The 23,948-nt window shown below is 39.6% G+C and carries 25 protein-coding genes; all 25 read right to left on the minus strand.

The features are described 5' to 3' along the window. Positions 1-43: 43 nt before the first annotated feature. The 25 genes from FLK20_RS00550 to FLK20_RS00670 all read right to left on the minus strand — a co-directional run bounded on the left by FLK20_RS00550 (position 44) and on the right by FLK20_RS00670 (position 23,880). On the minus strand, positions 44-592 hold the full coding sequence (locus FLK20_RS00550) for a ReoY family proteolytic degradation factor (RefSeq protein WP_152654608.1): 549 nt from the start codon (positions 590-592) through the stop codon (positions 44-46). A gap of 25 nt (positions 593-617) precedes the next feature. Next, positions 618-1,886, minus strand: coding sequence for a tetratricopeptide repeat protein (locus FLK20_RS00555; protein ID WP_152654610.1), 1,269 nt, complete (start codon positions 1,884-1,886; stop codon positions 618-620). Positions 1,887-2,033: 147 nt separating this feature from the next. Beyond that, entirely contained in the window at positions 2,034-3,323 is a 1,290-nt protein-coding gene (gene aroA / locus FLK20_RS00560; RefSeq protein ID WP_152654611.1) for a 3-phosphoshikimate 1-carboxyvinyltransferase, read from the minus strand. 19 nt (positions 3,324-3,342) lie between these two features. After that, the gene (locus FLK20_RS00565; RefSeq protein WP_152654612.1) at positions 3,343-4,446 is read right to left on the minus strand and encodes a prephenate dehydrogenase; all 1,104 of its coding nucleotides are present in this window, start codon (positions 4,444-4,446) and stop codon (positions 3,343-3,345) included. 13 nt (positions 4,447-4,459) lie between these two features. Next, positions 4,460-5,554, minus strand: coding sequence for a histidinol-phosphate transaminase (gene hisC, locus FLK20_RS00570; RefSeq protein WP_152654613.1), 1,095 nt, complete (start codon positions 5,552-5,554; stop codon positions 4,460-4,462). A gap of 3 nt (positions 5,555-5,557) precedes the next feature. Further along, entirely contained in the window at positions 5,558-5,932 is a 375-nt protein-coding gene (gene aroH / locus FLK20_RS00575) for a chorismate mutase (protein WP_152654614.1), read from the minus strand. After that, positions 5,929-7,005, minus strand: a complete 1,077-nt coding sequence (aroB, locus tag FLK20_RS00580) for a 3-dehydroquinate synthase (RefSeq protein WP_152654615.1) — start codon at positions 7,003-7,005, stop codon at positions 5,929-5,931. The genes aroH and aroB overlap by 4 nt, the downstream gene beginning before the upstream one ends. After that, a complete protein-coding gene (aroC, locus tag FLK20_RS00585) occupies positions 7,006-8,175 on the minus strand; it encodes a chorismate synthase (RefSeq protein ID WP_152654616.1) in 1,170 nt (389 codons plus the stop codon). A 173-nt stretch (positions 8,176-8,348) separates the two neighbouring features. Next, positions 8,349-9,122: a CheR family methyltransferase gene (locus tag FLK20_RS00590; protein ID WP_152654617.1), complete on the minus strand. Its 774-nt coding sequence runs from the start codon at positions 9,120-9,122 to the stop codon at positions 8,349-8,351. A 198-nt stretch (positions 9,123-9,320) separates the two neighbouring features. Then, complete coding sequence (ndk, locus tag FLK20_RS00595; RefSeq protein ID WP_152654618.1) at positions 9,321-9,767, minus strand: nucleoside-diphosphate kinase; 447 nt, start codon at positions 9,765-9,767, stop codon at positions 9,321-9,323. Positions 9,768-10,016: 249 nt separating this feature from the next. Continuing rightward, positions 10,017-10,988: a heptaprenyl diphosphate synthase component II gene (gene hepT / locus FLK20_RS00600; RefSeq protein WP_152654619.1), complete on the minus strand. Its 972-nt coding sequence runs from the start codon at positions 10,986-10,988 to the stop codon at positions 10,017-10,019. A gap of 38 nt (positions 10,989-11,026) precedes the next feature. Next, positions 11,027-11,734: a demethylmenaquinone methyltransferase gene (menG, locus tag FLK20_RS00605; protein WP_152654620.1), complete on the minus strand. Its 708-nt coding sequence runs from the start codon at positions 11,732-11,734 to the stop codon at positions 11,027-11,029. 18 nt (positions 11,735-11,752) lie between these two features. Continuing rightward, on the minus strand, positions 11,753-12,520 hold the full coding sequence (locus FLK20_RS00610) for a heptaprenyl diphosphate synthase component 1 (protein WP_152654621.1): 768 nt from the start codon (positions 12,518-12,520) through the stop codon (positions 11,753-11,755). Between the two features lie 540 nt (positions 12,521-13,060). Further along, positions 13,061-13,297 carry a trp RNA-binding attenuation protein MtrB gene (mtrB, locus tag FLK20_RS00615; protein ID WP_152654622.1) on the minus strand — a complete coding sequence of 79 codons (237 nt, stop codon included), beginning with the start codon at positions 13,295-13,297 and terminating at the stop codon, positions 13,061-13,063. A 162-nt stretch (positions 13,298-13,459) separates the two neighbouring features. Next, positions 13,460-13,732, minus strand: coding sequence for an HU family DNA-binding protein (locus tag FLK20_RS00620; RefSeq protein ID WP_152654623.1), 273 nt, complete (start codon positions 13,730-13,732; stop codon positions 13,460-13,462). A gap of 769 nt (positions 13,733-14,501) precedes the next feature. Continuing rightward, entirely contained in the window at positions 14,502-15,980 is a 1,479-nt protein-coding gene (gene spoIVA, locus FLK20_RS00625; RefSeq protein ID WP_152654624.1) for a stage IV sporulation protein A, read from the minus strand. Positions 15,981-16,380: 400 nt separating this feature from the next. Continuing rightward, a complete protein-coding gene (locus FLK20_RS00630) occupies positions 16,381-17,103 on the minus strand; it encodes a hypothetical protein (protein WP_152654625.1) in 723 nt (240 codons plus the stop codon). A 13-nt stretch (positions 17,104-17,116) separates the two neighbouring features. After that, entirely contained in the window at positions 17,117-17,314 is a 198-nt protein-coding gene (locus FLK20_RS00635) for a DUF2768 family protein (RefSeq protein ID WP_152654626.1), read from the minus strand. 407 nt (positions 17,315-17,721) lie between these two features. Then, positions 17,722-17,982, minus strand: coding sequence for a stage VI sporulation protein F (locus FLK20_RS00640; RefSeq protein ID WP_152654627.1), 261 nt, complete (start codon positions 17,980-17,982; stop codon positions 17,722-17,724). A gap of 57 nt (positions 17,983-18,039) precedes the next feature. Next, positions 18,040-19,080: an NAD(P)H-dependent glycerol-3-phosphate dehydrogenase gene (locus FLK20_RS00645; RefSeq protein ID WP_152654628.1), complete on the minus strand. Its 1,041-nt coding sequence runs from the start codon at positions 19,078-19,080 to the stop codon at positions 18,040-18,042. Between the two features lie 14 nt (positions 19,081-19,094). Then, positions 19,095-20,405: a ribosome biogenesis GTPase Der gene (gene der, locus FLK20_RS00650; RefSeq protein WP_152654629.1), complete on the minus strand. Its 1,311-nt coding sequence runs from the start codon at positions 20,403-20,405 to the stop codon at positions 19,095-19,097. A 197-nt stretch (positions 20,406-20,602) separates the two neighbouring features. Continuing rightward, positions 20,603-20,788 (minus strand): capping complex subunit for YIEGIA, encoded by a 186-nt coding sequence (locus FLK20_RS00655; protein ID WP_152654630.1) that lies wholly within the window; start codon positions 20,786-20,788, stop codon positions 20,603-20,605. Next, the gene (locus tag FLK20_RS00660; RefSeq protein ID WP_152654631.1) at positions 20,789-21,685 is read right to left on the minus strand and encodes a YIEGIA family protein; all 897 of its coding nucleotides are present in this window, start codon (positions 21,683-21,685) and stop codon (positions 20,789-20,791) included. It abuts the gene before it with no gap. A 366-nt stretch (positions 21,686-22,051) separates the two neighbouring features. Beyond that, entirely contained in the window at positions 22,052-23,182 is a 1,131-nt protein-coding gene (gene rpsA, locus FLK20_RS00665) for a 30S ribosomal protein S1 (protein WP_152654632.1), read from the minus strand. Between the two features lie 116 nt (positions 23,183-23,298). Further along, positions 23,299-23,880: a lysophospholipid acyltransferase family protein gene (locus FLK20_RS00670; protein ID WP_152654633.1), complete on the minus strand. Its 582-nt coding sequence runs from the start codon at positions 23,878-23,880 to the stop codon at positions 23,299-23,301. Positions 23,881-23,948 lie beyond the last annotated feature (68 nt).

Here is a 23,948-nt window from a genome sequence, read left to right on the forward strand (position 1 = left end):
CATAAAAATATAGGTTGCTTTAAAAATAGGTTAACTGACAACATTACGATTGATTCAGCAGTTTTTCTAATTCCTTCGTTAACTCCAAAAATTTCGTTTGATTTCCTGCATCCAGAGCCTCGTCAATCTCTTCACGCAGCTGTTCCTGTTTTTGATTGATTAAGAGCTGATCCAATAACTCGGCTGTTGTCTGCTTATCATCTTTGGTTACATAATAATCATCCGGCAAGAAGGGATTTTCTTCTAATACAGCAGCATAATACGAGCTTTGGTTCGCCTGATGAAAATTCAATTGGATAAATAACGCTTCTTGTTTGTTTAACCGAATATCATGAAAGGTTTTCTCTGCATCTGTGGTTACCAAATGATTTTTGTAAAATCGAAACGGTATTTTTTCCGAGCAGCGACTTGAAATCATTACTCCCCTAGGACAATACTTTACATCTCTAACAAAATGCACGTGTTCTAAAATATCCATATGGTTCACTAAATAATTAAGTATCCATACACTTTCTCTTTTTTTCAAACGATAATGATTTAAAAACCATTGGATGAATTTTTTCTTATCTTTTGCAGTTACAGATGATAGCACTCCACTCTCCCCTCTCTGAAGCAGGTTATTCCGTTACATCAAAATCCTGTTCTAAGCGTTCTACATGCTCACGCACATCCTCATCAATAGGCTGCTGGTCAAGATATGCTTTCAGGACCGGAATGGCTTCTTGCACTCTTCCTTCCTCTGTCAGGAAGTAGCCATACTCTTTTAAAAAGTCACTGTCATGTTGTAAACTAGTATATGCTTTCCGGTAGCTATTTAATGCATCATCAAACGATTCTATTTCAACATTAGCTTTTGCCAGCTCCCAATCATAGAGTGCATCCTCTGCACCGGTATTTTGAATGCTTTGTATCAGCTCCACAATTTCATCAAACGCTTCTTTCGCTTGAAGCAAACCAATTAAAAATAAGACAGCTTCTTTATAATCTGGTTCCAAAGCAATAGCTTGTCTGACATGCTCTTCACTTTCCGCGTCTCTTCCTAATTGATGCGCAATATCTCCAGCAAGAAAATAGAGTTCTTTCTGGTAGGAATCTCTTTCTAAGCCTTGTTGCACAGTCTTGTATGCTTCCTCCAGCATCCCTTGCGCTTTATATACACCTGCGAGCTGGGTATAGGCAGCATAATAATCCTGATCAATTTCCAGGACATGCTCCCAGGCATTTATAGCGATGTCATCCCGGTCGGCTTGATGTGCCGTCATCCCGTGCCTGAATAATTTTTCAGGATCTGGCTCCTCCTCGTCTTTGTAAAATTGGAGTGCTTTCTCATATTCGCCGGCAGCGGCAAGTGCTTCACCGAGCCGGTCTTCGATAGAAACATTCCCGACCTCTTTGGTTTTGGCAATGACACGCTCATAATAAGTGATAGCCTTTAAATATTCACCGATAGAAAAGAATAACTCTCCAAGCGCAAAGTCGATAACGCTCTCTTGTGGAGCGAGATGCTTTGCTTCCAGCAGTTTTTGCTCGGAAACTTCAAATAGTCCTTGCGCCTGATATAAATCGGCAAGCTGGATTAACGCCTGCACATAGCCTTCATCCTCTTCCGGAATTTCATTTAATATCGTAATCGCTAATTCATCTTCCTCTGATTCAATAAAAATATCAGATAGGGTGAGCTTTAACGACGTTTCTTCAGGATATTTTTCAATTAATTGTTCGAGTATTATTCTTGACTCGATCAGAAATCCCCACTGCAGGTAAAGTTCAGCTATTTGAAACAAGGAATCGTCATCAGCGTTTTTCTGATAGTCGCTTAATAATGCTAATGCTTTTTCTGTTTCATTTCTTTCTGCCAAGTCTATTGCTTGTTGAATGGTGTTCATTTAAAAGAACCCCTCTCTTTTGTGTTTCTTTCACTTCCAATTTATCATACAAAAAAGCTAGCTACAGTTCAAATAACTAGAACTGTAGCTAGAATTTTATACAAGAGGATACTCAAAAGTCCAACAAAAATAAAGTGAAAAAAGGGTTTACTGTAATATTGCTTCCAGATCATCAAAAAATGTTGGATAGGATATATTAATGCTGTCTTTTTCGTCCATTTCAATTGGTTCTTCCGATATAAGTGCTGCGATGACACCCATCATGGCAATTCGATGATCCATATAGGAGGAGATCTTACCTCCTGTTAGTTTTGTTGGACCTTCGATAATCATTCCGTCCTCAGTAGCTGTAATATTTGCTCCAAGTACTTGCAGATTTTGACAAACAGCTTCAATCCGGTCTGTTTCTTTTACTCTCAGCTCTTCTGCATCCTTAATTATGGTTTTACCGTCTGCCTGTGTTGCCAGCAAAGCTAAGATAGGGATTTCATCAATCAGACGCGGGATAACATCTCCTTCTATCATTGTCCCTTTTAAAGCAGTGTATTTTATAGTTAAATCACCAATTTTTTCGCCGCCGGTGGTACGTTCATTAGAAACTGTTATGGCTGCCCCCATTTCCTTCAAAACGTCTAAAATACCAGTACGGGATTCGTTTAAACCGACATTTTTTAAAGTTATCGCACTTCCAGGGACAATGGCTCCAGCAGCTAAGAAGAAGGCAGCAGAAGAAATATCGCCGGGAACTTCCACGTCACATGCTGTTAAATTCCCTTTGTTTGTCACAACAATTCCTTCTTTATTCTGTTTTAAATCCGCCCCAAAAGCCTGAAGCATGACTTCTGTGTGATTTCTCGTTTCTGTCTCTTCCTGTACAACTGTTTCTCCCTCTGCAAGTAAACCTGCTAATAAAAGAGCTGATTTTACTTGCGCACTTTTAACCGGAAGACGGTAGGTAATCCCATCCAGTGTGCCGCCTTGAACAGTGATTGGAAGGAATTTTCCATCCGCATCTCCATCAATCACTGCCCCCATTTTTCTTAAAGGGGTGACAACACGATCCATTGGCCGCTTGGTCAGCGATGCATCTCCATAAATACTCGTTTCAAATGGCAGACCCGATAGAAGACCCAGCATTAATCTTGTTGTTGTACCTGAGTTACCAAAATCTAATGCTTTCGTTGGCTTTTTCAGTCCTTCCAATCCATTACCATGGACCAGCACGGTATTTCCATCTTTTTCAATCTGGACACCCATTGCACGGAAAGCATGAATGGTTCTGAGACAATCCTCCCCGTCAAGGAAGTTGGTTATCTTAGTAATTCCATGTGAAATACTCCCAAAAATAATAGAGCGATGTGATATCGACTTATCTCCAGGAACAATAACATCTCCTTCTAATTTAGGTGAAGTATATTCAAATTGAACATGCGACACAATGTTCTCCTCCTTGTCATTAAGCTTGAATCATTGTTTCGAATCCGCGTTGCTTTAATACCTTCTGCCCTGCAGCTTGCGCATCTTTTGTATAGAAGCTTAAGCGCAGAGCGCCTGTGATACCCTCCCGCACCTCAAGAATCTCGATGTTTTTAATACTCAATGACGCATTTGCTAAAATAAGCGCCACCTCAGCAATAGCTCCCGGCTGATCAGCGATATCTACATAAAGATCATAAAATGCAGGGATGGCACCCCGGTCTCCTTCATTTAATCCATCGCGATAATTTTTGGCGCTATTCAAATACGTAATGACTTCTTCTTTTTCATTATCTTCAATCAGTTTTTTCAGCTGCTCCATTTCAATGATCCAATCTTCAAGCATCGTGGACATTTTGGACTGATTATGATAAAAAATATCTTGCCACATGACAGGATTACTGGAAGCAATACGTGTAATATCACGAAACCCGCCAGCTGCCAGCTTTGGCAGGAAAGCGTGTTTCTTCTCCCATTTCTTTGCCTGATGCACAAGTGATGATGCAATCAGATGCGGGAAATGGGAAATAACTCCTGTCATCTCGTCATGTTCATCTGATTGCAAGACGACAAAATTACTTTTCGTTGCTGATAAAACATTTCTTAGCGTATCTACATTTTCCACTGTTGCACTATCGAGCGGAGATAAAACATAAATGGCATTTTCAAATAAATGTTCTTTGGCTGCCTCAATCCCTTTCTTATGGGAGCCGGCCATCGGATGTCCGCCAATGAAACGGATGGCTTTATTGGTCAAGCTATTTGCTGCCATGAGGACGGAGCCTTTTACAGATGCCGTATCAGAGACAATGACGTCTTTGGTAAAAGGAATATCATCCAGTCTGGCAATAAGCTGAATAGTTTCTGAAATTGGTGCGGAGATAATAATAATGTCCGCCTTTAATGCAGCCTCATCAAAGTTTGTAGCAGCTTCATCAATGACACCGTGATGCAAAGCAAAATGCATTGCATCTTCGTTTACATCAAAACCGATTATGTAATGTTCGGACTCTTTTTTTATTGCTTTAGCAATGGACCCGCCAATAAGGCCGAGTCCAGCTATTAATATCTGTTGCTTATCCATACGTTCACCTTACCTAATTTAATTGTTCTTGATAATCTTTTAAGATGTTCTCCATGATCTTCATATCTTCTTCTTTCCCGATCGTGACACGGATGGTATTGGGAATCCCCAGCAGCTCTCCAGGACGGACAATAAAACCATGCTTAATTAAGTAATCAAAAGCATCCATTCCGCTTTTAGGAGTTTTCACAAGCAGGAAATTAGCTTCTGATTCATAATAATCCCAGCCAATAGAAGTTAAGAAAGCTTGAAACTGCTTTAATCCCTTTTTGTTTTCCCGATACGTATGCTGAATAAAATCCTGGTCTGAAAAGGCAATAACAGCTGCCTGCTGTGCAGCGGACGTTGTGTTAAACGGACCACGGACCTTATCTAAGGTTTCCACAATCAAAGGGTCTGCTATGCCATAGCCAATTCTGAGACCCGCCAGGCCGTAAGCCTTTGAAAATGTCCGTAAAACAATCAGGTTGGGGTGCTTATCCAACAGCCCTACAGCATTTAAATCCTTTTCAGGTTGTAAAAATTCAACATATGCCTCATCTAAAACAACTAAGACATCCGAAGGGCATCTGTTTAAAAAGTTTTCTAGTTCCTCTTTGGAAATAGCGATTCCTGTTGGATTATTCGGTGTACAGATCCAGATAATTTTTGTATTATCCTGCACAGCTTCAAGCATTTTATCAAGGGGATGACTGCCATCTTCATTTACCGGGTGTTCTGCAATCTCCGCCCCTTCAATCAGAGCATAGTGTTTATATTGCGGGAATGTAGGTGTTGCCATAATAACCTGATCCCCAATAGTAAGATAAGAACGGCAAAGCATCTGGATGATTTCTTCCGAACCGCTTCCGAAAATTAGCGATTCCGGATTCACATTTAACTTTTCGCTAATCAGATAGCGGAGCTCCGATGTATAGCCATCCGGGTAAATATTAAAAACGGGCTCACTTGCCCGGAATAATTCCTTCACTTTGTCTGAAAAACCATAAGGGTTCTCATTGGAAGCCAATTTAACAATATAATCAAGTCCGAATTCTTTTTGAATATCCTTTGTCTGCTTCCCTTGTTTATATGGACTGAGCTGCTTTAAAACCTCTTTACTTCTCATTGCTTAACGACCCTTTCTTTCTGCAAGATCCGGACGGAGTTTTACGGCCTCTCTCTGGAATGTGTGCTTGACTTCTTTTTGTTCTGCATCGGTATTCACAACCATCATAATCCGGATGCATTTTGGCAGGCTGCCGGGAACATCTATTTCCTGCATACACATGACAGGGACATATTTCCACCCGTCAATTTCACGTAAAGCTTTGGCAGGAAATGCTGCGTCCACATCTTTCGTTACTGAAATAAACGCATGAGAAACGTCTTCCGGCTGAATATTATTTGTTTCTGCCATCTCCAGAACTAATGCTCTTGTATGTTCAATGATTTCACTTGCTTTATTATTTTCTACGGTGGTAGCACCTCGTACGCCTCTTGTCACCGCTTGTTCATCCTCTCTATATATGTTTTGATATAAGCCTCCACAGAGGAATCATCTAAGTTTTTGACAGTCGGCTCACCAACTTTATTGAGTAATACCATTTGAATGTGGCCGGAAACTGACTTTTTATCTGATTTCATACTTTTAATGAGCTTGGGGATGCTCTCTTCTTCTATGTCAATAATAGGATATGCATTTCTTTTCATCCAATTGTACAACTCATTAAAAGGGAGCTTTTTCCCTGCCACATCCTCACTGACATGAAGTGCAAATAACATCCCGTTTGCAACCGCTTCTCCATGCGTTACCTTCCCATATCCCAGAGTGGCTTCGAATGCATGACCCAGAGTATGGCCAAGGTTTAAATATTTACGGACACCAGATTCTTTTTCATCTTCTTCAACAATATTTGCTTTGACTTTGATACCGGCCTCCAAATGATTCTCCAGCTGTGCAGAGGAAACTTGCTCTAAAGAAAGTGCCAATAATTCTTCCGTCAGATGGATATCTGAAATAAATCCTTCTTTTAAAATTTCCGCATAGCCGCTCCGGATTTCGCGGTAAGGTAAAGATGCCAGGGTTTCTGTGTCATATAAAACAGCTGCCGGAGGATAAAAGCAGCCAATTAAATTTTTCCCGGCTTCATGGTTAATCGCTACTTTTCCGCCGACACTGCTGTCATGCGCTAAGATCGTCGTCGGCATTTGTACATAATCGATACCGCGCATAAAAGTTGCTGCAACAAATCCTCCCAAATCACCGATAACCCCGCCGCCTAAAGCAATGATGAGGGATTTGCGGTCCAAACCACTTTCAATTGCCTTTGTCTGTAATTTATAGTACTGCTCGATGCTTTTAGAGGCTTCTCCCGATGGAGCGATATAAGTATAGATATCTGTATCTCCCAAGCTCTCTGTAACATCCTGCAAGTATTTATCAGCTATCTTCTCGTCCGTTATAATTAAAATAGAGCTGTAATCACTTTTTAACCATTTTTTTAAGTCGAACCTTAATCCAGCTTCCATCACAATTGGGTAGCTGCGCTGGCTGGACTGGATAGTCAGCTGTTTCATTTAGAAGCACCTGATTTCTTCTCTGTAATCGTCAATTGCCTGCTTTAACTGCGGAAAGCGGTCACTTGAAAATTGTTCTGTAACAGCTTTTGCTATTTCGAAAGCGACAACATGCTCCATCACAACAGAAGCAGCGGGAACTGCACAAGCATCAGATCTTTCTACCGTCGCTTTAAAAGGCTCTTTCGTTTCAATATCTACGCTTTGCAATGGACGCTTCATCAGCGTTGGAATAGGCTTCATAACACCCCGTACAACGATTGGCATCCCTGTTGACATTCCGCCTTCCAAACCGCCGAGACGATTGGTTGTACGGTAATATCCATCCTCTTCATTCCAGGCAATTTCATCATGCACTTCACTGCCATTTAAGCGTGCTGCTTCAAATCCAATCCCGAATTCCACCCCTTTAAAAGCATTGATGCTAATCACACTTGCCGCAATTTTACTATCCAGCTTTCTGTCATAATGCACATAGGAACCAATCCCGGCTGGTAAGCCTTCTACATACACCTCACAGACACCGCCGATAGAATCACCGATGCTTTTGGCTTCATCAATCGCTTCTATCATCGGCTGTTCGACATTTGGATCTAATACCATCACCGGAGAATTGCCGGAAATTTCAGCACGTTCTTTTGCTGTTAAATCATTTTTTTCTTCTGCGCGAATACCTGCGATTTCTTTCACATATCCGGTAACATAGATACCTAATTGCTCCAAAAGTGATTTTGCTACTGCACCTGCTGCAACTCGTGCACCAGTTTCTCTTGCGGAGGAACGCTCTAATACATTCCGCATATCACGGTGTCCGTATTTCAGACCGCCATTCAAATCTGCATGACCCGGACGCGGTTTTGTTACGACTCTGCGCAGCTTAGCTCCTTCTTCCAAAGGATCTGCACCCATAATATCTGTCCAATGCTTAAAATCATCATTATGTATGACGAGTGAAACGGGAGATCCCAGCGTGTATCCATGGCGTACACCGCTTGTAATATCAACCGTATCCTTTTCAATTTGCATTCTCTTTCCTCTGCCATGACCGCCTTGTCTTCTGCGCAGGCTCTCATTAATGTCTTCTGCTTTTAATTCCATTTGTGAAGGCAGCCCTTCGATAATTGTCGTTAATTGTTTTCCATGTGATTCTCCAGCTGTTAAGTAACGCACTATACATTCTCCTTTACTTTATGAAGCTATTAAAAATGAGCAAGAATCTTAATTACTATTACCAGAAACATGTCATATTTTTTTGACAATAGTGAATATACTTTACCCATTTAAATAGTTGAAAGTTTTCTAACTACTATATCATATTACACTGCATTTCGGGTAGTGTAAATTTATTGTTTTCGATAAAAAAAGCTATCTTCTAAATAAAAGCCATATTGTTCGGCATTAAATATTTGTTCGGTACTGCCGACAAACAAACAGCCGCCTTTTGTCAACGCTTTGTTAAAATGGTGAAAGATATTATTTTTTGCTTCGTCCGTAAAATAAATTAACACGTTTCGGCAAACGATTAAATCAATATCTCTGGGATAAGGGTCTTCTAACAGGTTATGCCGCTCAAAACGGATATGCTTTCTTAAGGAAGGGTCGGCTTGAAATATGGTACCATTCGATGTGAAATATTTTTTCTTTAAAGCAGCCGGCAAATCTTTTAAAGAACGCTCCTGATAATTTCCTTGCTTTGCTGCATTTAAAACGGCCTGATCAAAGTCGGTTGCCCGAATCTGGTAATTTAACCCTGGAAAATATTCTTCCAGCATCATAGCAAGACTATAAGGCTCCTCACCTGTAGAACAGGCAGCGCTCCAAATCGTTATCTTCCTTTTCGTTTTTGTTAATTCTGGAATTATTTTCTTTTGCAGAACATCCCAGCGATTTGGATTCCGATAAAACTCAGAAACATTAATGGTTAATTTTTCTGTAAATTCCTCCAGCAGCCCAGCGTCTTTTTGACAAGCCGCAAAATAATCTATGTAGCTTTTAAAACCATGCTTATCTCTTAATGTGGTGATCCGGCGTTTCATCTGTGCCTCTTTATATAAGTCCAAATTTAATTTAAGTGATTGATGCACCTTTTGTTTCATTAAATCATAATCATCTCTCATTGGTTATCCTCCCTCAATAATGTACCTTACGGGTAAAAACGCCATATCGTGATGCAACAGCTGTATCAACATGGTTACTTCCCTCATCGTCAAGAACAGCGCATCAAAAAAACTGTACGAAGTTTCCCTTTATTTTTCTATAGTGTAGTACGTAAAAACCTCCGCATGTTTAACGGAGGTTTTTACAACGCTTTTACTTTAATAAACCCAAGCTTCATTCTGTTTATTGTAAGAATTAAATTCATTTTCATCAAAAAACAGACTGATTTCTCTTGAAGCGCTTTCCAGAGAATCTGAGCCGTGTATGATATTCTTTCCAACATTAATACCATAATCTCCGCGGATTGTGCCTGGAAGCGCTTCAGATGGATTGGTTTTTCCCATCATTGTGCGGGCGGAAGCAACAACATTTTCACCTTCCCATACCATCGCAAATACAGGACTGGAAGTAATAAAATCTACCAGTTCACCGAAGAACGGGCGCTCCTTATGTTCTGCGTAATGCTGCTCAGCCAAATCAGCGGATACGGTCATTAGTTTAGCGCCGACTAATTTAAATCCTTTTTGTTCAAAGCGCGCAACAATATCTCCAATTAAATTACGCTGTACACCATCTGGTTTAATCATTAAAAAAGTTCTTTCCATTTCAATCACCCTATCCATATGTAGTTATAATAAAATAAGAGTTCAAAAGTTCGATAAAAAGGACCAAGAAGTTCTAGGTAGCGCAGTTTTGAGTAACGGAACGTATGCTTTTAAATACGTGAGTACCGCAAAAGCAAGCTAACAACGAAATTCGCAGCGTCATTTTTATTGGACATTTTGAGCATCCTTGAAAATTGTAACCTCTAAAATAGTAACAAATTATCAGTCAAATAACAATATTTTATTTGCTCAGGAACGCCTTTTCCCTATAAATGCGGCAATATCCTGCAGGCTTTTCTTCGCTCGCGATGCTTCCAGCCCATCTAAAGATTTCAATGCTTTTTGTAAATAAAGATTACTGACTGCGTAGCTTCTTTGGATGGAATCTGTATTTTTCAGGCAGGCAATTAGCTTCTGCATGGATTTTTCATCAATATCCTGATTGCTGTTAATTAATGTTGTGAGTTGATTTCTTAATTCTTTATCCTCCATCGCATAAAGGACAGGTAGTGTAATATTGCCTTGTAATAAATCATTTCCTGCCGGCTTACCCAGTTCTTTTGCTGTGGAAGTAAAATCGAGAATATCATCAATAATTTGATAAGACATGCCAACATTGTAACCGTAGCGATAGAGTTTATTAGCATCTTGATCACTTAACCCGCCGACAAGCGCACCTAATTTACAGCTGCATGCAATCAATAATGCTGTTTTCCGCTTTATCCGGCGAAGGTAGTCACGCAAATTTTGATCCCATTGATATTTAAACTGGATTTGCTCAATTTCCCCAATGGATACTTCAACAAGTGTTTTCGATAATAATGTATGTATTCTTGGATCAGCTATTTTCGTTATTTCTTCCAAAGCTCTTGCAAGAATGAAGTCTCCTGTATACATCGCAATTCGATTTCCATATTGAGAAGCAGTCGTCGGCTTGCCGCGGCGGAGCTCTGCTTCATCAATGACATCATCATGAACAAGGGTTGCCATGTGAATGAGTTCTAACGTCACAGCAACTTTTTGTATCTTCTCAAAATCATAATTTCCTAATTGGCATGAAAGCAAAACAAAAACAGGACGAATACGTTTCCCTCCTGCTTTCAATAATGCTGTAGAAGCGTCTCGAAGTACGGGATGTTCAGCTTGAATACTCTTTTGTAATGTTTTTTCAATAGTGTCCATATCTTTCGTTAAAAACCCATAAATCTTTGGTAGTCTCATGTACGTCACCTTATTTTACTAGTAAATTCATTCTTTATTTAAGATTTATGCCCCATATGCATCGCAGCACCACCGCCGGCATACATTTTGACATCGACATGCTTAAAGCCTGCATCAAAGAACATTTGCTTTAATTGGTCTTTGCCTGGAAAGTCTTTCGCAGATTCCTGCAGCCAGGAATATTCCTGATAGCTCTTTGCGAACACTTTTCCAAATAATGGCATGATGAATCTGAAATAGAAATAATATAGTTGCCTCCAGCCGATCAATGTAGGCTGCGAAGTTTCCAGACAAACAACCATACCACCCGGTTTGACAACACGGTACATTTCTCTTAAAACGGTCATATAATCAGGGACATTCCGTAAGCCAAATCCAATGGTTACGTAATCAAATTGATTATCATCAAAAGGAAGTTCCATCGCATTGCCATGTATCCATTCGATGCTATCCAGCTGCTCCTGTTTTCCTTTTTCCTGAGCGATAGACAGCATATTTTCACTGAAATCCAGCCCAACTACCTTCCCGTCAGAACCGACTGCCTTCGCTAAGGAAATGGACCAATCTCCAGTACCGCAGCATACGTCCAATGCGCTGTCACCGGGTGATACATGCATTCGTTTCATGACATCTTTACGCCATAATGTATGCTGTTTAAACGAAATTACAGAATTCATCGAGTCGTAGTTTTCATATATTTTTTCAAATACATGATGGACACGTTCTTCTTTTGATGAAAAACTCATAATACATTACACTTCCTTTTAAAGTCTTGATGTTCTCCGTTCATTTGTTTCCTGAGAATAGATAAATTGCTCTATAAACATACTTGAAGCGGGCAGCTGGGAAATAGCACGGTATACTGCTTTTTCATAATCCCTGATTAATTTCTCATCAATTAGCGGTATAGAAGCTGCTTTATTATTACGTGCTTCCCATTCTGTACGCAGCAAAGAATAGCCATAAATTGCTTCTTCTGTATCTAAACGCCGATACATCAGCCAATTTTGGATGATGGGCTCTAGATTTGGTTCATGTAAATATTTTGCAACATGTACCAATAAGGATGCATTCAATTTCATTTTTAGATTTAGCCATGTTTCCAGTGGTAATTGATCTTCATAGTATAAAGTCACTTTTAATTCATTTATTTCACGAATGGCATTGGCAAGTATCTGAATAAACTGGATTTCACCTGCTTCTGCAAGCAATAAATAATACAATCCGCTGTAATAGTCTCCCGAAAGAACCTGAAGCTGTTTTTCAATCATTTCACTTTCTGTATCAGCATTTTGTTTAATGGGGACAAAATCATGTGTATCCAAGGCAATTTGAACAAGCATTGTTGAAATAATATACTTTTCACGCTGCAAAGGACTTAATGATTTATGTTGTTCAACGAGAAAGAGTAATAAATTCCACTTTTCTTCATCGATAACTGGATAAGATAAATGCTTATGAATGTATGAATCATGCAATTTATTTTCCAGTATTTTTCTATAACCTTTATCTGTTGTCATAAATGTAGTCAACACTATCACCTGAATCCTTTCAGCCTTTCCATTGCTCTAGATATTATAGCACATTTTAAACGTTATAAAAACGAAAGAACTCATTCTAGTACAGGTTTGTTCGAAAAAATTAAAACGTCCCTATCTTCAGAGGGGGCAATATCATCAGAACTCAAGAATAGTATGCTTTATAAGTGCGGTTATTTCAAGAATTTTTGTGCCTAAGGAATAAAGTGAAACTTCAATACAGCTGGGACCGAAGCACAAAGGTTTTTATTGAGGCGAGCAGACGCAGTACTATCGAAAAGAGCTGCCCTGACCCCAACCAGCTGTACTGTGATAAAATACGTCTGGAGAGGTTGTTCAAAAAGCCAAACAAAAATGACGTGGCGGGACAAGGAAATAACGGCTGACTTTTTGATTGTTTTAACCTACACCTCTAAGGGCGGAGCCTGTTTTTGGGGGATAAAGAAAGTATACAGTATTCGTATAAATTTTTCTTATTCAGAAAAAATAACCACAGCAGTTCCAAACACTAAATAAGGAGCTGACAGGAGCTCCCTACGCTTCTGATGCTCCATTTTCTATTTCACCATGACTTGTTTGAATAAGTGCTTTACCTCGTATCTTAATAGCAGAGGTATGCTCTGTGAATTGAGCAATCATAATTTCGCCTTGATCCAGCTTTTCAGAATGGTGGAACTTCGTATTGCTTCCACGAGTCAAACCAATAACATGCACACCGTCTTCGAGAGCTTTAATAACGAAATAATCTGCTTTTGTATTTTGATCATCCATACTTTGCCCCTCCTCGTATGTAAATTTCCTTTTGATATGAGTCTATTTTACATAACATATTTTCCGTAAAGAATCACACGGATTATTCATATGAAAAAAAGGAAAGGGACACGTTCATAAACGTGCCCCTCCCTTTTGTGCACTCTCTGGATATGTAAAATATTATTTTACACTATCCTTAAGAGCTTTACCTGGTTTGAAAGCAGGAACTTTGCTTGCAGGAATCTCGATTTCTTCTCCTGTTTGTGGATTACGTCCTTTACGTGCAGAACGCTCACGAACTTCAAAGTTACCAAAACCGATTAGTTGTACTTTTTCACCATTTTTCAGTGAATCCATGACTGCATCAAATACTGCATCCACAGCTTTTGTTGCGTCCTTTTTAGAAAGTTCACTTTTTTCAGCCACAGCATTTACTAAATCTGTTTTATTCATGACATTCACCTCCTCCCAGGATGTTCATTAGACAAATAGGCTAGTTAATTGCCTATCCCATGGTCTGTTTCATTATAGTCACCCTAAATATGTGATGACAAGGCTTATAATAAACGAGTTTTAAATAAAATTCAACAAAAACCATCGATTTTTCTAGAATTTATTGAGATTTTACATAAATTTTCCTTTTTCTTAAGAGAAACAGGCTAAACTCTTATGCAACAAGCATTGTCACCTTTCCATAAATCTATACGGTATTTATAAGATTTTTTTGCCGTTCTTGGAAAAAATTTTTTAGAAAAACCAAGAAAATCACTTGGTCTTTAAAATACTGATGTTCTTGCCGAGGAGATGTCCGCTACGGGAAGTCGCTTTCCGCGGGCAACGCTCAGCCTCCTCGAAAGAAGACCGCTTTCTGCGGGGTCTTCACCTGTTGCTTTTCCCGCAGGAGTCGACTTCCCTCCGCTCCCATCTTTGAAGAAATATGTTTCATTTGCTTTCTTTCAAAGAAAAGAAGCTGATTCTAGTGTATTTCTGGAGCGGCTATCCTCAGCATTTTTCATATACTTTCTTATTCTTTAAAGAAAACTTGGTTGTCACCAAGCTTTTAGGTGACAGACTTAGTTGGGATTGCGATTACTCATCCTATCAAAAACGTTGCACTTATACTTTTTTCCTTAGATTCTTTATGGTTTTTTATATAGACAAAAAATAAACAGCTATAAATTTAGCTGCTTATCTAGGGTATTTTCTTTTTGAGCATCCTCTTTTATAAAATAATAGCAATTAAGCCGCCGGAACCTTCGTTAATAATTCTTTCCAGTGTATCTTTCAATTTATATCTTGCATTTTCCGGCATCAAAGAGATTTTAGCCTGTATGCCTTCTCTGACGATAGAACTGAGCGACCTGCCAAAAATATCAGATTCCCAAATAGATAATGGATCTTCTTCAAAGTCCTGCATGAGATAGCGGACCAGTTCTTCACTTTGCTTCTCTGTTCCAATAATTGGAGAGAATTCAGATTCTACCTCAACCCGAATCATATGAATAGATGGTGCGACTGCTTTTAACCGGACGCCGAACCTGGAACCCTGACGAATGATTTCCGGCTCATCCAGCTGCATGTCTTCCAGAGTAGGTGCAGCAATGCCATAACCGGTTTGTTTTACCATTTGCAATGCTCCTGCTACTTGATCGTATTCCCGTTTTGCATAAGCAAAGTCTTGCATCAGTTCTAATAGATGATCTTTGCCGCGAATTTCTTCTCCAACGATTTCCTTTAAAACATGGTCATATAATTGATCCGGGGCATGTAAATCAATTTCAGCGATCCCTTCCCCCATTTCCATACCGGCCAGATTAGCTCTCTCAATATAGTCATAATCCTTGAAATAACCAACGATATGATCGACATCACGCAAGCGTTTGATATCCTTGACCGTATCTTGAATAGCTTCCTGATAATTTTGACGAAGCCAGTGATTTTCTTTTAAAACCATGACCCAGCTAGGCAGATTCACATTTACTTCAAGCACCGGAAATTCAAACAAGGCTTCCCGTAATACACTATACACATCATGTTCTGTCATAGTTTCCACGCTCATTGCCAGCACTGGAATATCATGCTCCTCCATCAGCTCTTCACGAAGCAGAGAAGTCTTCTGGCTGTGTGGTTCTGTTGAGTTGATCACCATAATAAATGGTTTGCCAACCTCTTTTAATTCTTCAATAACTCTAGTTTCTGCTTCAATGTAGTCTTCTCTGTCTATTTCTCCAATGGTGCCGTCTGTTGTCACCACAACACCAATTGTGGAATGCTCCTGAATCACTTTACGGGTTCCAATTTCTGCTGCATCATGAAATGGGATAGGATCCTCATACCATGGCGTATGAATCATACGCGGGCCATTTTCATCCTCAAACCCTTTTGCACCTTCCACAGCATATCCAACACAATCAACAAGGCGGACATTCACATCTAAACCATCTTCTACATTTACTTGAACAGCTTGATTCGGAACAAACTTTGGCTCTGTCGTCATAATTGTTTTTCCTGCTGCACTTTGCGGTAATTCATCATGCGCTCTTGCTCTTTCACTTTCACTTTCGATATTAGGAAGTACAACTAACTCCATGAATTTCTTAATAAAGGTGGACTTTCCCGTACGGACTGCTCCGACGATTCCAAGATATATGTCGCCATTGGTACGTTTCGATATATCCTTAAAAATATCTGTTTTTTCCAAAAGATCCCCTCCCGATCTCCGTACTTTGATATACATCACCCGTAATAGTTGGACACTAACAGTCTATGACGTTGTCCTATTGGATTATGACTCGTTTCACATATTTTTATCAGACGTCATATCTGGCTTTAAAAGGTCCTCTAAGCAAGTTACAAATGAAAGATGGCATTTTATAAAACAAACTTTATATCTCATGTATATGCGTCATGAATCTATTTATTCTGTTTTGTTTTTTAGATAGAACAAAAAACACCCGTTTAATCTATAAATAATTATCCAAAACCAGACCATTTTATAAATTCCCGGTGTATGAAAGAGGTTCAGACAAAAAATCCTATTGACTATGCTTGACGCTAAAAAAGCCACACAGTTTATTATTAAAACTGCATGGCTTTTCTATTTACTCCTCTTTCATAAACACCGCTTGTCCATCTTTCACTGTATATGGCAGTGAATACGCAGGAACAAACGGCGAATTATCCACCAGAAGATAACGGATATCCTCGCCCTCTTCATAGCTGTGATCGTCTTCTTCCAATGCTTGGTTTAAATCATAAGAATAATCGATATACAACCTTCCGTCTAAATCCATAACAATCGGCAAATCAGCTTGTGAAAAAGGACTTTTCACTGTCGGCGCTTCATTTAATCCAAGCTTTTCATAATCTACTGTATATACCTGATCTGTAATTTGCTGTCCGTAGGCTGGATATGTATGCTCCTGTCTATAAGCATCTAGCCGTACATTTACACTCCGTAATTGCTCGGTAGTTTGTAAGTCAATAAGCCGGACTAAAAGATCATCTTCTGGATCGACAATCGTATATTGATATATCCCTCCCTGCTCAAAAGCATTTCCAGGTATTTCTGAAAGATAGCCGTTCTCCTGCATCACTCTGAAATCAATTAAATATTTTTCAAAGATATGCGTATCGCTATCTTTTGTCTGTATCGGCACTAAACCGCCCTCTTCTTCCCTGTAGGTTTCAACTGCCTGCTGAACAACAGCTAACTGCTCTTCATTCGGAATCTGATTTTCTGTCCGTTCGCTTTGAGGATACATGCAGCCGCCTAAGAGCAAGAGAATAAAGGGTATCGTCATTAAATATGTATATTTCATCATGAAACTCCCTTCTCTACCTTGTTGGCCCGCTAAAGGTAACATATAAAATAATTAAAGCTCCGCTGACAAGACTTATATAAGCTAAAAATGTAATAATACCACTAAACCAGCCTTGCAGCTTTGTTCTGCTCCAAACAATTAACCCAGTTGCTAAGATTAATAAAAACATCCCTACAAAGGATATGTACATCATTAACATAGATACTGACAAAGCGCTCACTCCTATTTCAATCAAAATAACATTTCACCAGATGCTATTATAACATAACTCATTAGCTGTGTACGCTTAGATAACTGACGAAAGATTGAACAATTTAAACGCTTAGGCAGAGCTGTTCTTCCGTAAATAGAACCTTTCTCATGAGTATGCAAAAACCTATGGCAAAGGGGGTATCTTTACCATAGGCTGACTAAATAAAATCCTCAGCAACTCTATTCCTTGAATGCTGGTGCGATTTATCTTATGCATTATCTTAAACATCTGTATACTCAACTGCCTATAAAATAAAACTTTATTCCGCCTGCTGTCTCAGGCGGTCCGGAGCTGCGGTTACCCGAGAAGGGGTATCGCAGCTCCTTTGTGACCTGAAGCCAGTTACACTGCGATAATATAATATCCTATTTCTTAAAAAGGTTATTTAACGAATGGATATCTCCGGGCATTTTATTTTTGACAATGGATTGTACAATTTTATCTTCTTTTTCCTTTGAAAGGGGTTTGTTCGCCATTTGTGAAAGCTGTCTGACAAGATTACGGACTGTTCTCTCATCTGAAAAATCTGCATGCTTAACCGAATCAGCTACTTTATAGACTTCCTCCGGGCGAATGTTTGTATTCTTTTGTATTTTATCAAACATACCTTTTTGAAAATTATTCACATGATTTCCTCCTTGCAATTCATTCGTGACAGTATATGCAAGAAGTAAAATTATGTGTTATTGATCCGAATAACGCTCTTTTAAGAGCTTACTGATATCGTCTATTTCCTGGCGTTTCGAGCGGTTCATTAATTCGTCCACAACGTCTTTTGGTTTTTTATTTTCAAAAAGCACTTGATAGATTCCTTTGGTGATCGGCATTTCAACCCCTTGTTCTTTAGCGAATTGATGAGCCGCTTTAACCGTACGGACACCCTCTACCACCATTCCCATCTCGTCTAAAACCTGATCGAGGCTCATTCCTTTCCCCAAAAGGTTTCCTGCTCTCCAGTTTCTGCTGTGGACGCTTGTACAGGTAACAATTAAATCACCGACACCAGATAATCCCAAGAAGCTTAATGGATTAGCACCAAGAGATGTACCAAGACGGGCAATTTCGGCCAGACCACGTGTAATCAGAGCGGCTTTTGCATTATCCCCATAGCCAAGACCATCTGAAATGCCGGCACCTAGGGCTATGATATTTTTAAGTGCTCCTCCTACTTCGATTCCCAAAATATCATCACTTGTGTAGACACGTAAATTTTCACTGTTAAACAAATCCTGTGCTTGTCGTGCTCTATCCAGATTGACCGCTGATACAGATACCGTTGTCGGGTGGCGCAGTGCTACTTCTTCGGCATGGCTTGGTCCCGATAAAACAACGATATTCTCATAAGGGAATGCCGGGATTTCCTCAAAAATCATTTCTGATACACGCTTTAATGTGCCAGGCTCAATTCCTTTTGTCGCATGAATAATCTGCGTACTTGAAGTAATGTACTTTCCCAGCTGCCGGCAAACCTCACGAATTGCTTTTGTCGGCACAACAATAATTACAGCATCTGTATCTTTTACTGCTGCTTCCATGTCATGAAATGCTGTAATAGCTTCAGGAATATCTACGTCCAAATACTTTTTATTCCGGTGTGTCTGATTAATCTCATCGACATGCTCCTGCCGGTGTGCCCACAACCGCACCTCATGTCCATTATCAGCTAAAACAATGGCAAGTGCTGTTCCCCAGCTTCCTGCACCAAGAACTGCTACCTTCCTCATATCCTCACGCTCCTCTATTGTCTCCGTCGTGCAAATAATTTTATCGGCGTTCCTGTAAAATCAAATGCATCTCTAATTTTATTCTCTAAAAATCGTTCATAAGAGAAGTGCATTAGCTCCGGATCGTTTACAAATACGACAAAGCTTGGAGGTTTAACAGCCACCTGTGTTGCATATAACACTTTCAGCCTTCTCCCTTTCAGTGTCGGTGTCGGATTCATGGCGATGGCATCCATAATAACATCATTAAGGACATTTGTCGGTATGCGCTTCGCATGATTTTCACTGGCTAATTGAACCATTGGAATCAGCGTGTGAAGCCGCTTTTTCGTTTTCGCAGACAAAAATACAATTGGTGCATAATCTAAATATTGAAAATGTGCCCGAATTTTCGCTTCAAAATCTTGCATTGCTTTTTCATCACTATCAACCGTATCCCATTTATTCACAACAATAACAATGGCCCGGCCAGCTTCATGTGCATAGCCTGCAACCTTCTTATCCTGCTCTCTGATGCCTGTTTCTGCATCAATCAATACTAAGACGACATCCGAGCGCTCAATCGCCCGTAACGCTCTTAGAACACTATATTTCTCTGTGCTTTCATAAACTTTTCCACGTTTCCGCATTCCAGCCGTATCGATAATGACAAAATCCTGATCATCCTTGCGTAATTTCGTATCAATGGCATCTCTTGTTGTGCCTTCAATCTCACTTACGATGACACGGTTTTCATTTAATAAAGCATTTACCAGCGATGATTTTCCTACATTTGGCCGGCCGATTAAGCTGAAATAAATAGTATCGTCATCCTTTTCCGCTTCCTCATCAGCCGGGAAATGTGTAACTACCTCATCGAGCATATCTCCCAGGCCCAGACCATGTGTACCGGAAATAGGAAATGGCTGTCCAAATCCTAAAGCATAAAATTCATAAATCATTTCATGCATATCCGGGTTATCCATTTTATTAACGGCTAAGACAACAGGCTTATTTGACTTGAATAAAAGCTTTGCAACCTCTTCATCAGCTGCTGTGATGCCTTCTCTGCCGTTAAGCATAAAAATAATGACATCCGCTTCATCAATCGCGATTTCAGCCTGCTGCCTCATTTGATTTAATAATGGCTCATCGACCATTTCAATACCGCCAGTATCTATTATGTTAAATGTTTGATTTAGCCATTCAGCTTCCGAATAAATACGATCGCGGGTAACACCGGGTGTATCTTCCACGATGGAAATTCTTTCTCCAACTAATCGATTAAAGATCGTTGATTTTCCTACATTTGGTCTACCAACAATCGCTACTACAGATTTCCTCACGCAAGGAACATCCTCTCTTTTTTCAAAATTCCTTCTAAAATATCAGCAGGTTATATGATACAGTAACACACAGTCTCACTGCATCTCAGTCTTATTCTAGCAAAAGAAGGAAGGTTCCACAATGAAATATATAAGCATCTGTTCAAAATGACTGTTAAGTGTCCTTCTCAGCAGTTATTTTCAATATCCCTATAACGTTAGTGTTTGACAATAATATAAACCTCGTCACTTAAACGATGGGCAATGCCATCCATAATTGCTTCTAAATTGGTTGAAAATAGTTCAAGCTCTTCCTGTGATGTGCAAATAAAAATAGGAGCGCCCCCTCCAACCTGTTCTTCCTTTGTTGTAATGACAGCTAAAATTGCTTTTTCGACAATCATTTACTTTTTTCCTCCTTTTAAAAAAGTGGCTTCGGAAGGCATTTTAATTGCATTTTCTAATACAGGAACGGAGCCGATTACTTTTTTGGCCAGTTCTGCATCATGGACAAGCGGTAAAATGAAAACACCCAGTCTTCCATCATCTAAATCACGCTTAATCAAAGGAGTTAACGCTGGTGTCCCTGAATCTTTATAAATACCCAGTGTTACAGAAACATCATGTAAAATAGCCTGCCGCTGCCCTAAATTACTTATCGTGGCAATCACATTCATATTCTTAGGCTTTAGGATGAATCCCATTCCATACTTTAAAATTTCTTCCTGTCTTTCTTCCAGTCCGATATTCATAATATAAATATTATCGACGTACAACCCGGCTCCGTCGAAGGATATCGCGGATTCTTCTATTTCAACAATATCTCTTAATGTGGAACCACTCATAAAGCTGAGAGCGGCAATGATAGACAGCATGCCGACGACGGTGGAAGGAAACCATCCCCATGCAATATAAGCCAGAGAGGTTAGAAAGGCTGTAAACATAACAAGATAGTTTCTTCCTTCAAAAGAAATAGCAATACCTTCAATATACGTGCTTCCTCTGGATACCAGTTCAAATTGATCCAGCTCTGTCAACGTATTCCTTTCCATATTTCGCACATCTCGAAACTGAGTAGCTGCTAATGTTAAGAAGGTTACAGCTGTAAATTCCAGTTCCAGCAGTGCCGGGATTGCCAATGCGCCAAGCGACGCAGCAATAAATCCTAATGATAAGTGAATAATTCTGCCATGCAAATACGTAGGATACTGTCTATAATCACTCCGTAACGTGATTAACCTTGCCAATGTTCCTGCAACAACGCCAAATAAGATTGCATTTAAATAAGATTCAATTCCCATACATACCACCTCAATTTCTTATGTGTTAGTATGGCTTTTTTTTAGTGAAATATCAGGAAAACTGTTATAGTACATGTTCAAAAAGTTCGATAAAATGGATCAGTCCGTTAAGTCGCAACGTCCTGGGACCTAAGATTACTCACCCTACCGAAAACATTTATGCGTCGAAAGTTCAAGGCGGCGTGTTTTTACGAACGGGCTTCCACAGGACGTGGTGATTTCTATGTTGCCCACATGACATAGGCGTTCTTAGTAGCACGGTGTGTCACTTCATTGGACTTTTTGAACATCCTCTTATAGGTTCTTTTTTGTTTCATCCATAAAAAAAGCTGTACATAGGCATGCACAGCTTTTTAAATAGTATCTTTATTTATATTTATCCAACTGATCGCCAATCACATCACCAAGCTGGAAGCCCGGCTGATCATCGGATTTTTCGTATTGCTTGTATTCCTTTTCTTCCTGTTCCTGCTCCAGCTCTTTAATGCTTAAAGAGATACGCTGCTCTTCTTCATTCACATCCAATACTTTCACCGTAACAGTTTGTCCAATTTCAAGAACTTCCTGTGGCGTACCGATGTGACGGTTAGCGATTTGGGAAATATGAACAAGGCCTTCAACGCCAGGCAACAGCTCAACAAATGCTCCGAAGCTGACTAATCTCTTTACAACACCTTCTGTAGTAGAGCCAGGCTTAATCTTTTCACTTACATCCGCCCATGGTCCAGGTAAAGTGTTTTTATGAGATAAGGAGATACGCTCGCTGTCTAAATCGACAGAAATTACTTCCACGTTAATTTTATCTCCTTCAGAAACAACATCGGAAGCCTTTTCAACATGCTCGTGTGCTAATTGTGAGATGTGGACAAGTCCATCAACACCGCCTAAATCGACAAACACACCGAAATTTGTGATGCGTTGTACAACGCCTTCAATCACATCGCCGGGATTTAAGGATTGCAGCACTTTTTCTTTTCTTTCTTTTTCTTCATCCTCAACAATTGCACGATGAGATAAAATAACACGATTTTGTGTGCGGTCAATATCAGTAATTTTCACTTTTAATGTACGGTCTAAATAATCACTGAAATCCTCCACATAATATGTTTCCACTAATGATGCAGGGATAAAGCCCCGCACACCGACATCAACAACAAGTCCGCCTTTAACAACTTCCTTAACGGTTGTTTCAAAAGCTTCTCCTTGCTCGTATTTTCTTTCAAGCTCTTCCCATGATTGCTCTGCATCTACGGCTTTTTTCGATAATACTACTTCATCATCGTCAATCTTTTTTACTTTTAATGTCACTTCTTCTCCTTCAGATAGCACGTCAGTTGTGGATTCTACATGAAGCGTAGAAAGCTCGCTTATCGGTAAAATACCTTCTGTTTTATATCCGATATCAACAAGAACTTGTTTTTCTTCTAATTTTACAACTGTCCCCGTTACCGTGGCACCAACTTCTAAAGCTTGAAGGTCTTTATTTTCCTCACTCATATCCTTAGCCTCCTAGTTACAGTTCACCTATTCAAACAATCGAATAGCCAAAAGATTATTCATTATACTCTACTTATAACTTCTAATAATTAGTTTTATTTGTCAAGTAAAGTCAATTAATTTTTATGAATTTCGTATAAATTTCTGATTTCTTCCATAATTCCCTCTGACATTTCTTTCGCAGAAGCTTTATTGCTTCGAAATGACGCTACATCCATTGGTTTTCCATAAACAACCTTCGTTCGGCGAAATAATTTATAGTCGCTGATAATCACACATGGAACGACTTCTGCCTGGGACCGGAGTGCAAAAAAGCCAACTCCCGGCAACGCTTTGCCCGGTTTACCATCCTTGCTTCTGGTTCCTTCGGGAAATAAACCAAGTACTTTTCCGTCCTCTAAAATTTTTAAGCCGCTTCTTAACGCATTTCGGTCAGCCAGCCCCCTTTTTACAGGAAAAGCATGAATTCTTCTTAATAATCCCCCTAAGAAATTCCCTTCAAAAAGCTCTTCCTTTGCCATAAAATGAACAGTTCGGGATACGGTAATTCCTACTACGGGGGGATCCAGATTAGAAATGTGATTCGTGCAAATAATAACCGGTCCCTCTTTCGGTATATGATGCTTTCCTGTTACCTTAATTCGGTAAAATGGGAAAAAAAGAATACTTACAACGAATTTTGCTAACTGGTATAGCATGGGATACACCTCCTGTTCCTTACACTTTCTTTGTCAAATAAAAAGTATCAACTTTCCTGTTTGACAGA

It is taken from the genome of Oceanobacillus sp. CFH 90083 (assembly GCF_009389585.1).
Taxonomy (GTDB): Bacteria; Bacillota; Bacilli; order Bacillales; family Amphibacillaceae; genus Oceanobacillus.

Coding starts and splice junctions, on each gene's coding strand:
- hepT (WP_152654619.1), bottom strand. CDS start 10,988: ATGAGACTACCAAAGATTTATGGGTTTTTAACGAAAGATATGGACACT.
- hisC (WP_152654613.1), bottom strand. CDS start 5,554: ATGAGAAGTAAAGAGGTTTTAAAGCAGCTCAGTCCATATAAACAAGGG.
- FLK20_RS00565 (WP_152654612.1), bottom strand. CDS start 4,446: ATGGATAAGCAACAGATATTAATAGCTGGACTCGGCCTTATTGGCGGG.
- ndk (WP_152654618.1), bottom strand. CDS start 9,767: ATGGAAAGAACTTTTTTAATGATTAAACCAGATGGTGTACAGCGTAAT.
- rpsA (WP_152654632.1), bottom strand. CDS start 23,182: ATGAGTGAGGAAAATAAAGACCTTCAAGCTTTAGAAGTTGGTGCCACG.
- FLK20_RS00590 (WP_152654617.1), bottom strand. CDS start 9,122: ATGAGAGATGATTATGATTTAATGAAACAAAAGGTGCATCAATCACTT.
- FLK20_RS00645 (WP_152654628.1), bottom strand. CDS start 19,080: ATGAGGAAGGTAGCAGTTCTTGGTGCAGGAAGCTGGGGAACAGCACTT.
- FLK20_RS00555 (WP_152654610.1), bottom strand. CDS start 1,886: ATGAACACCATTCAACAAGCAATAGACTTGGCAGAAAGAAATGAAACA.
- FLK20_RS00655 (WP_152654630.1), bottom strand. CDS start 20,788: ATGATTGTCGAAAAAGCAATTTTAGCTGTCATTACAACAAAGGAAGAA.
- FLK20_RS00630 (WP_152654625.1), bottom strand. CDS start 17,103: ATGATGAAATATACATATTTAATGACGATACCCTTTATTCTCTTGCTC.
- mtrB (WP_152654622.1), bottom strand. CDS start 13,297: ATGGATGATCAAAATACAAAAGCAGATTATTTCGTTATTAAAGCTCTC.
- aroB (WP_152654615.1), bottom strand. CDS start 7,005: ATGAAACAGCTGACTATCCAGTCCAGCCAGCGCAGCTACCCAATTGTG.
- FLK20_RS00670 (WP_152654633.1), bottom strand. CDS start 23,880: ATGCTATACCAGTTAGCAAAATTCGTTGTAAGTATTCTTTTTTTCCCA.
- menG (WP_152654620.1), bottom strand. CDS start 11,734: ATGAGTTTTTCATCAAAAGAAGAACGTGTCCATCATGTATTTGAAAAA.
- FLK20_RS00660 (WP_152654631.1), bottom strand. CDS start 21,685: ATGGGAATTGAATCTTATTTAAATGCAATCTTATTTGGCGTTGTTGCA.
- FLK20_RS00620 (WP_152654623.1), bottom strand. CDS start 13,732: ATGAATAAAACAGATTTAGTAAATGCTGTGGCTGAAAAAAGTGAACTT.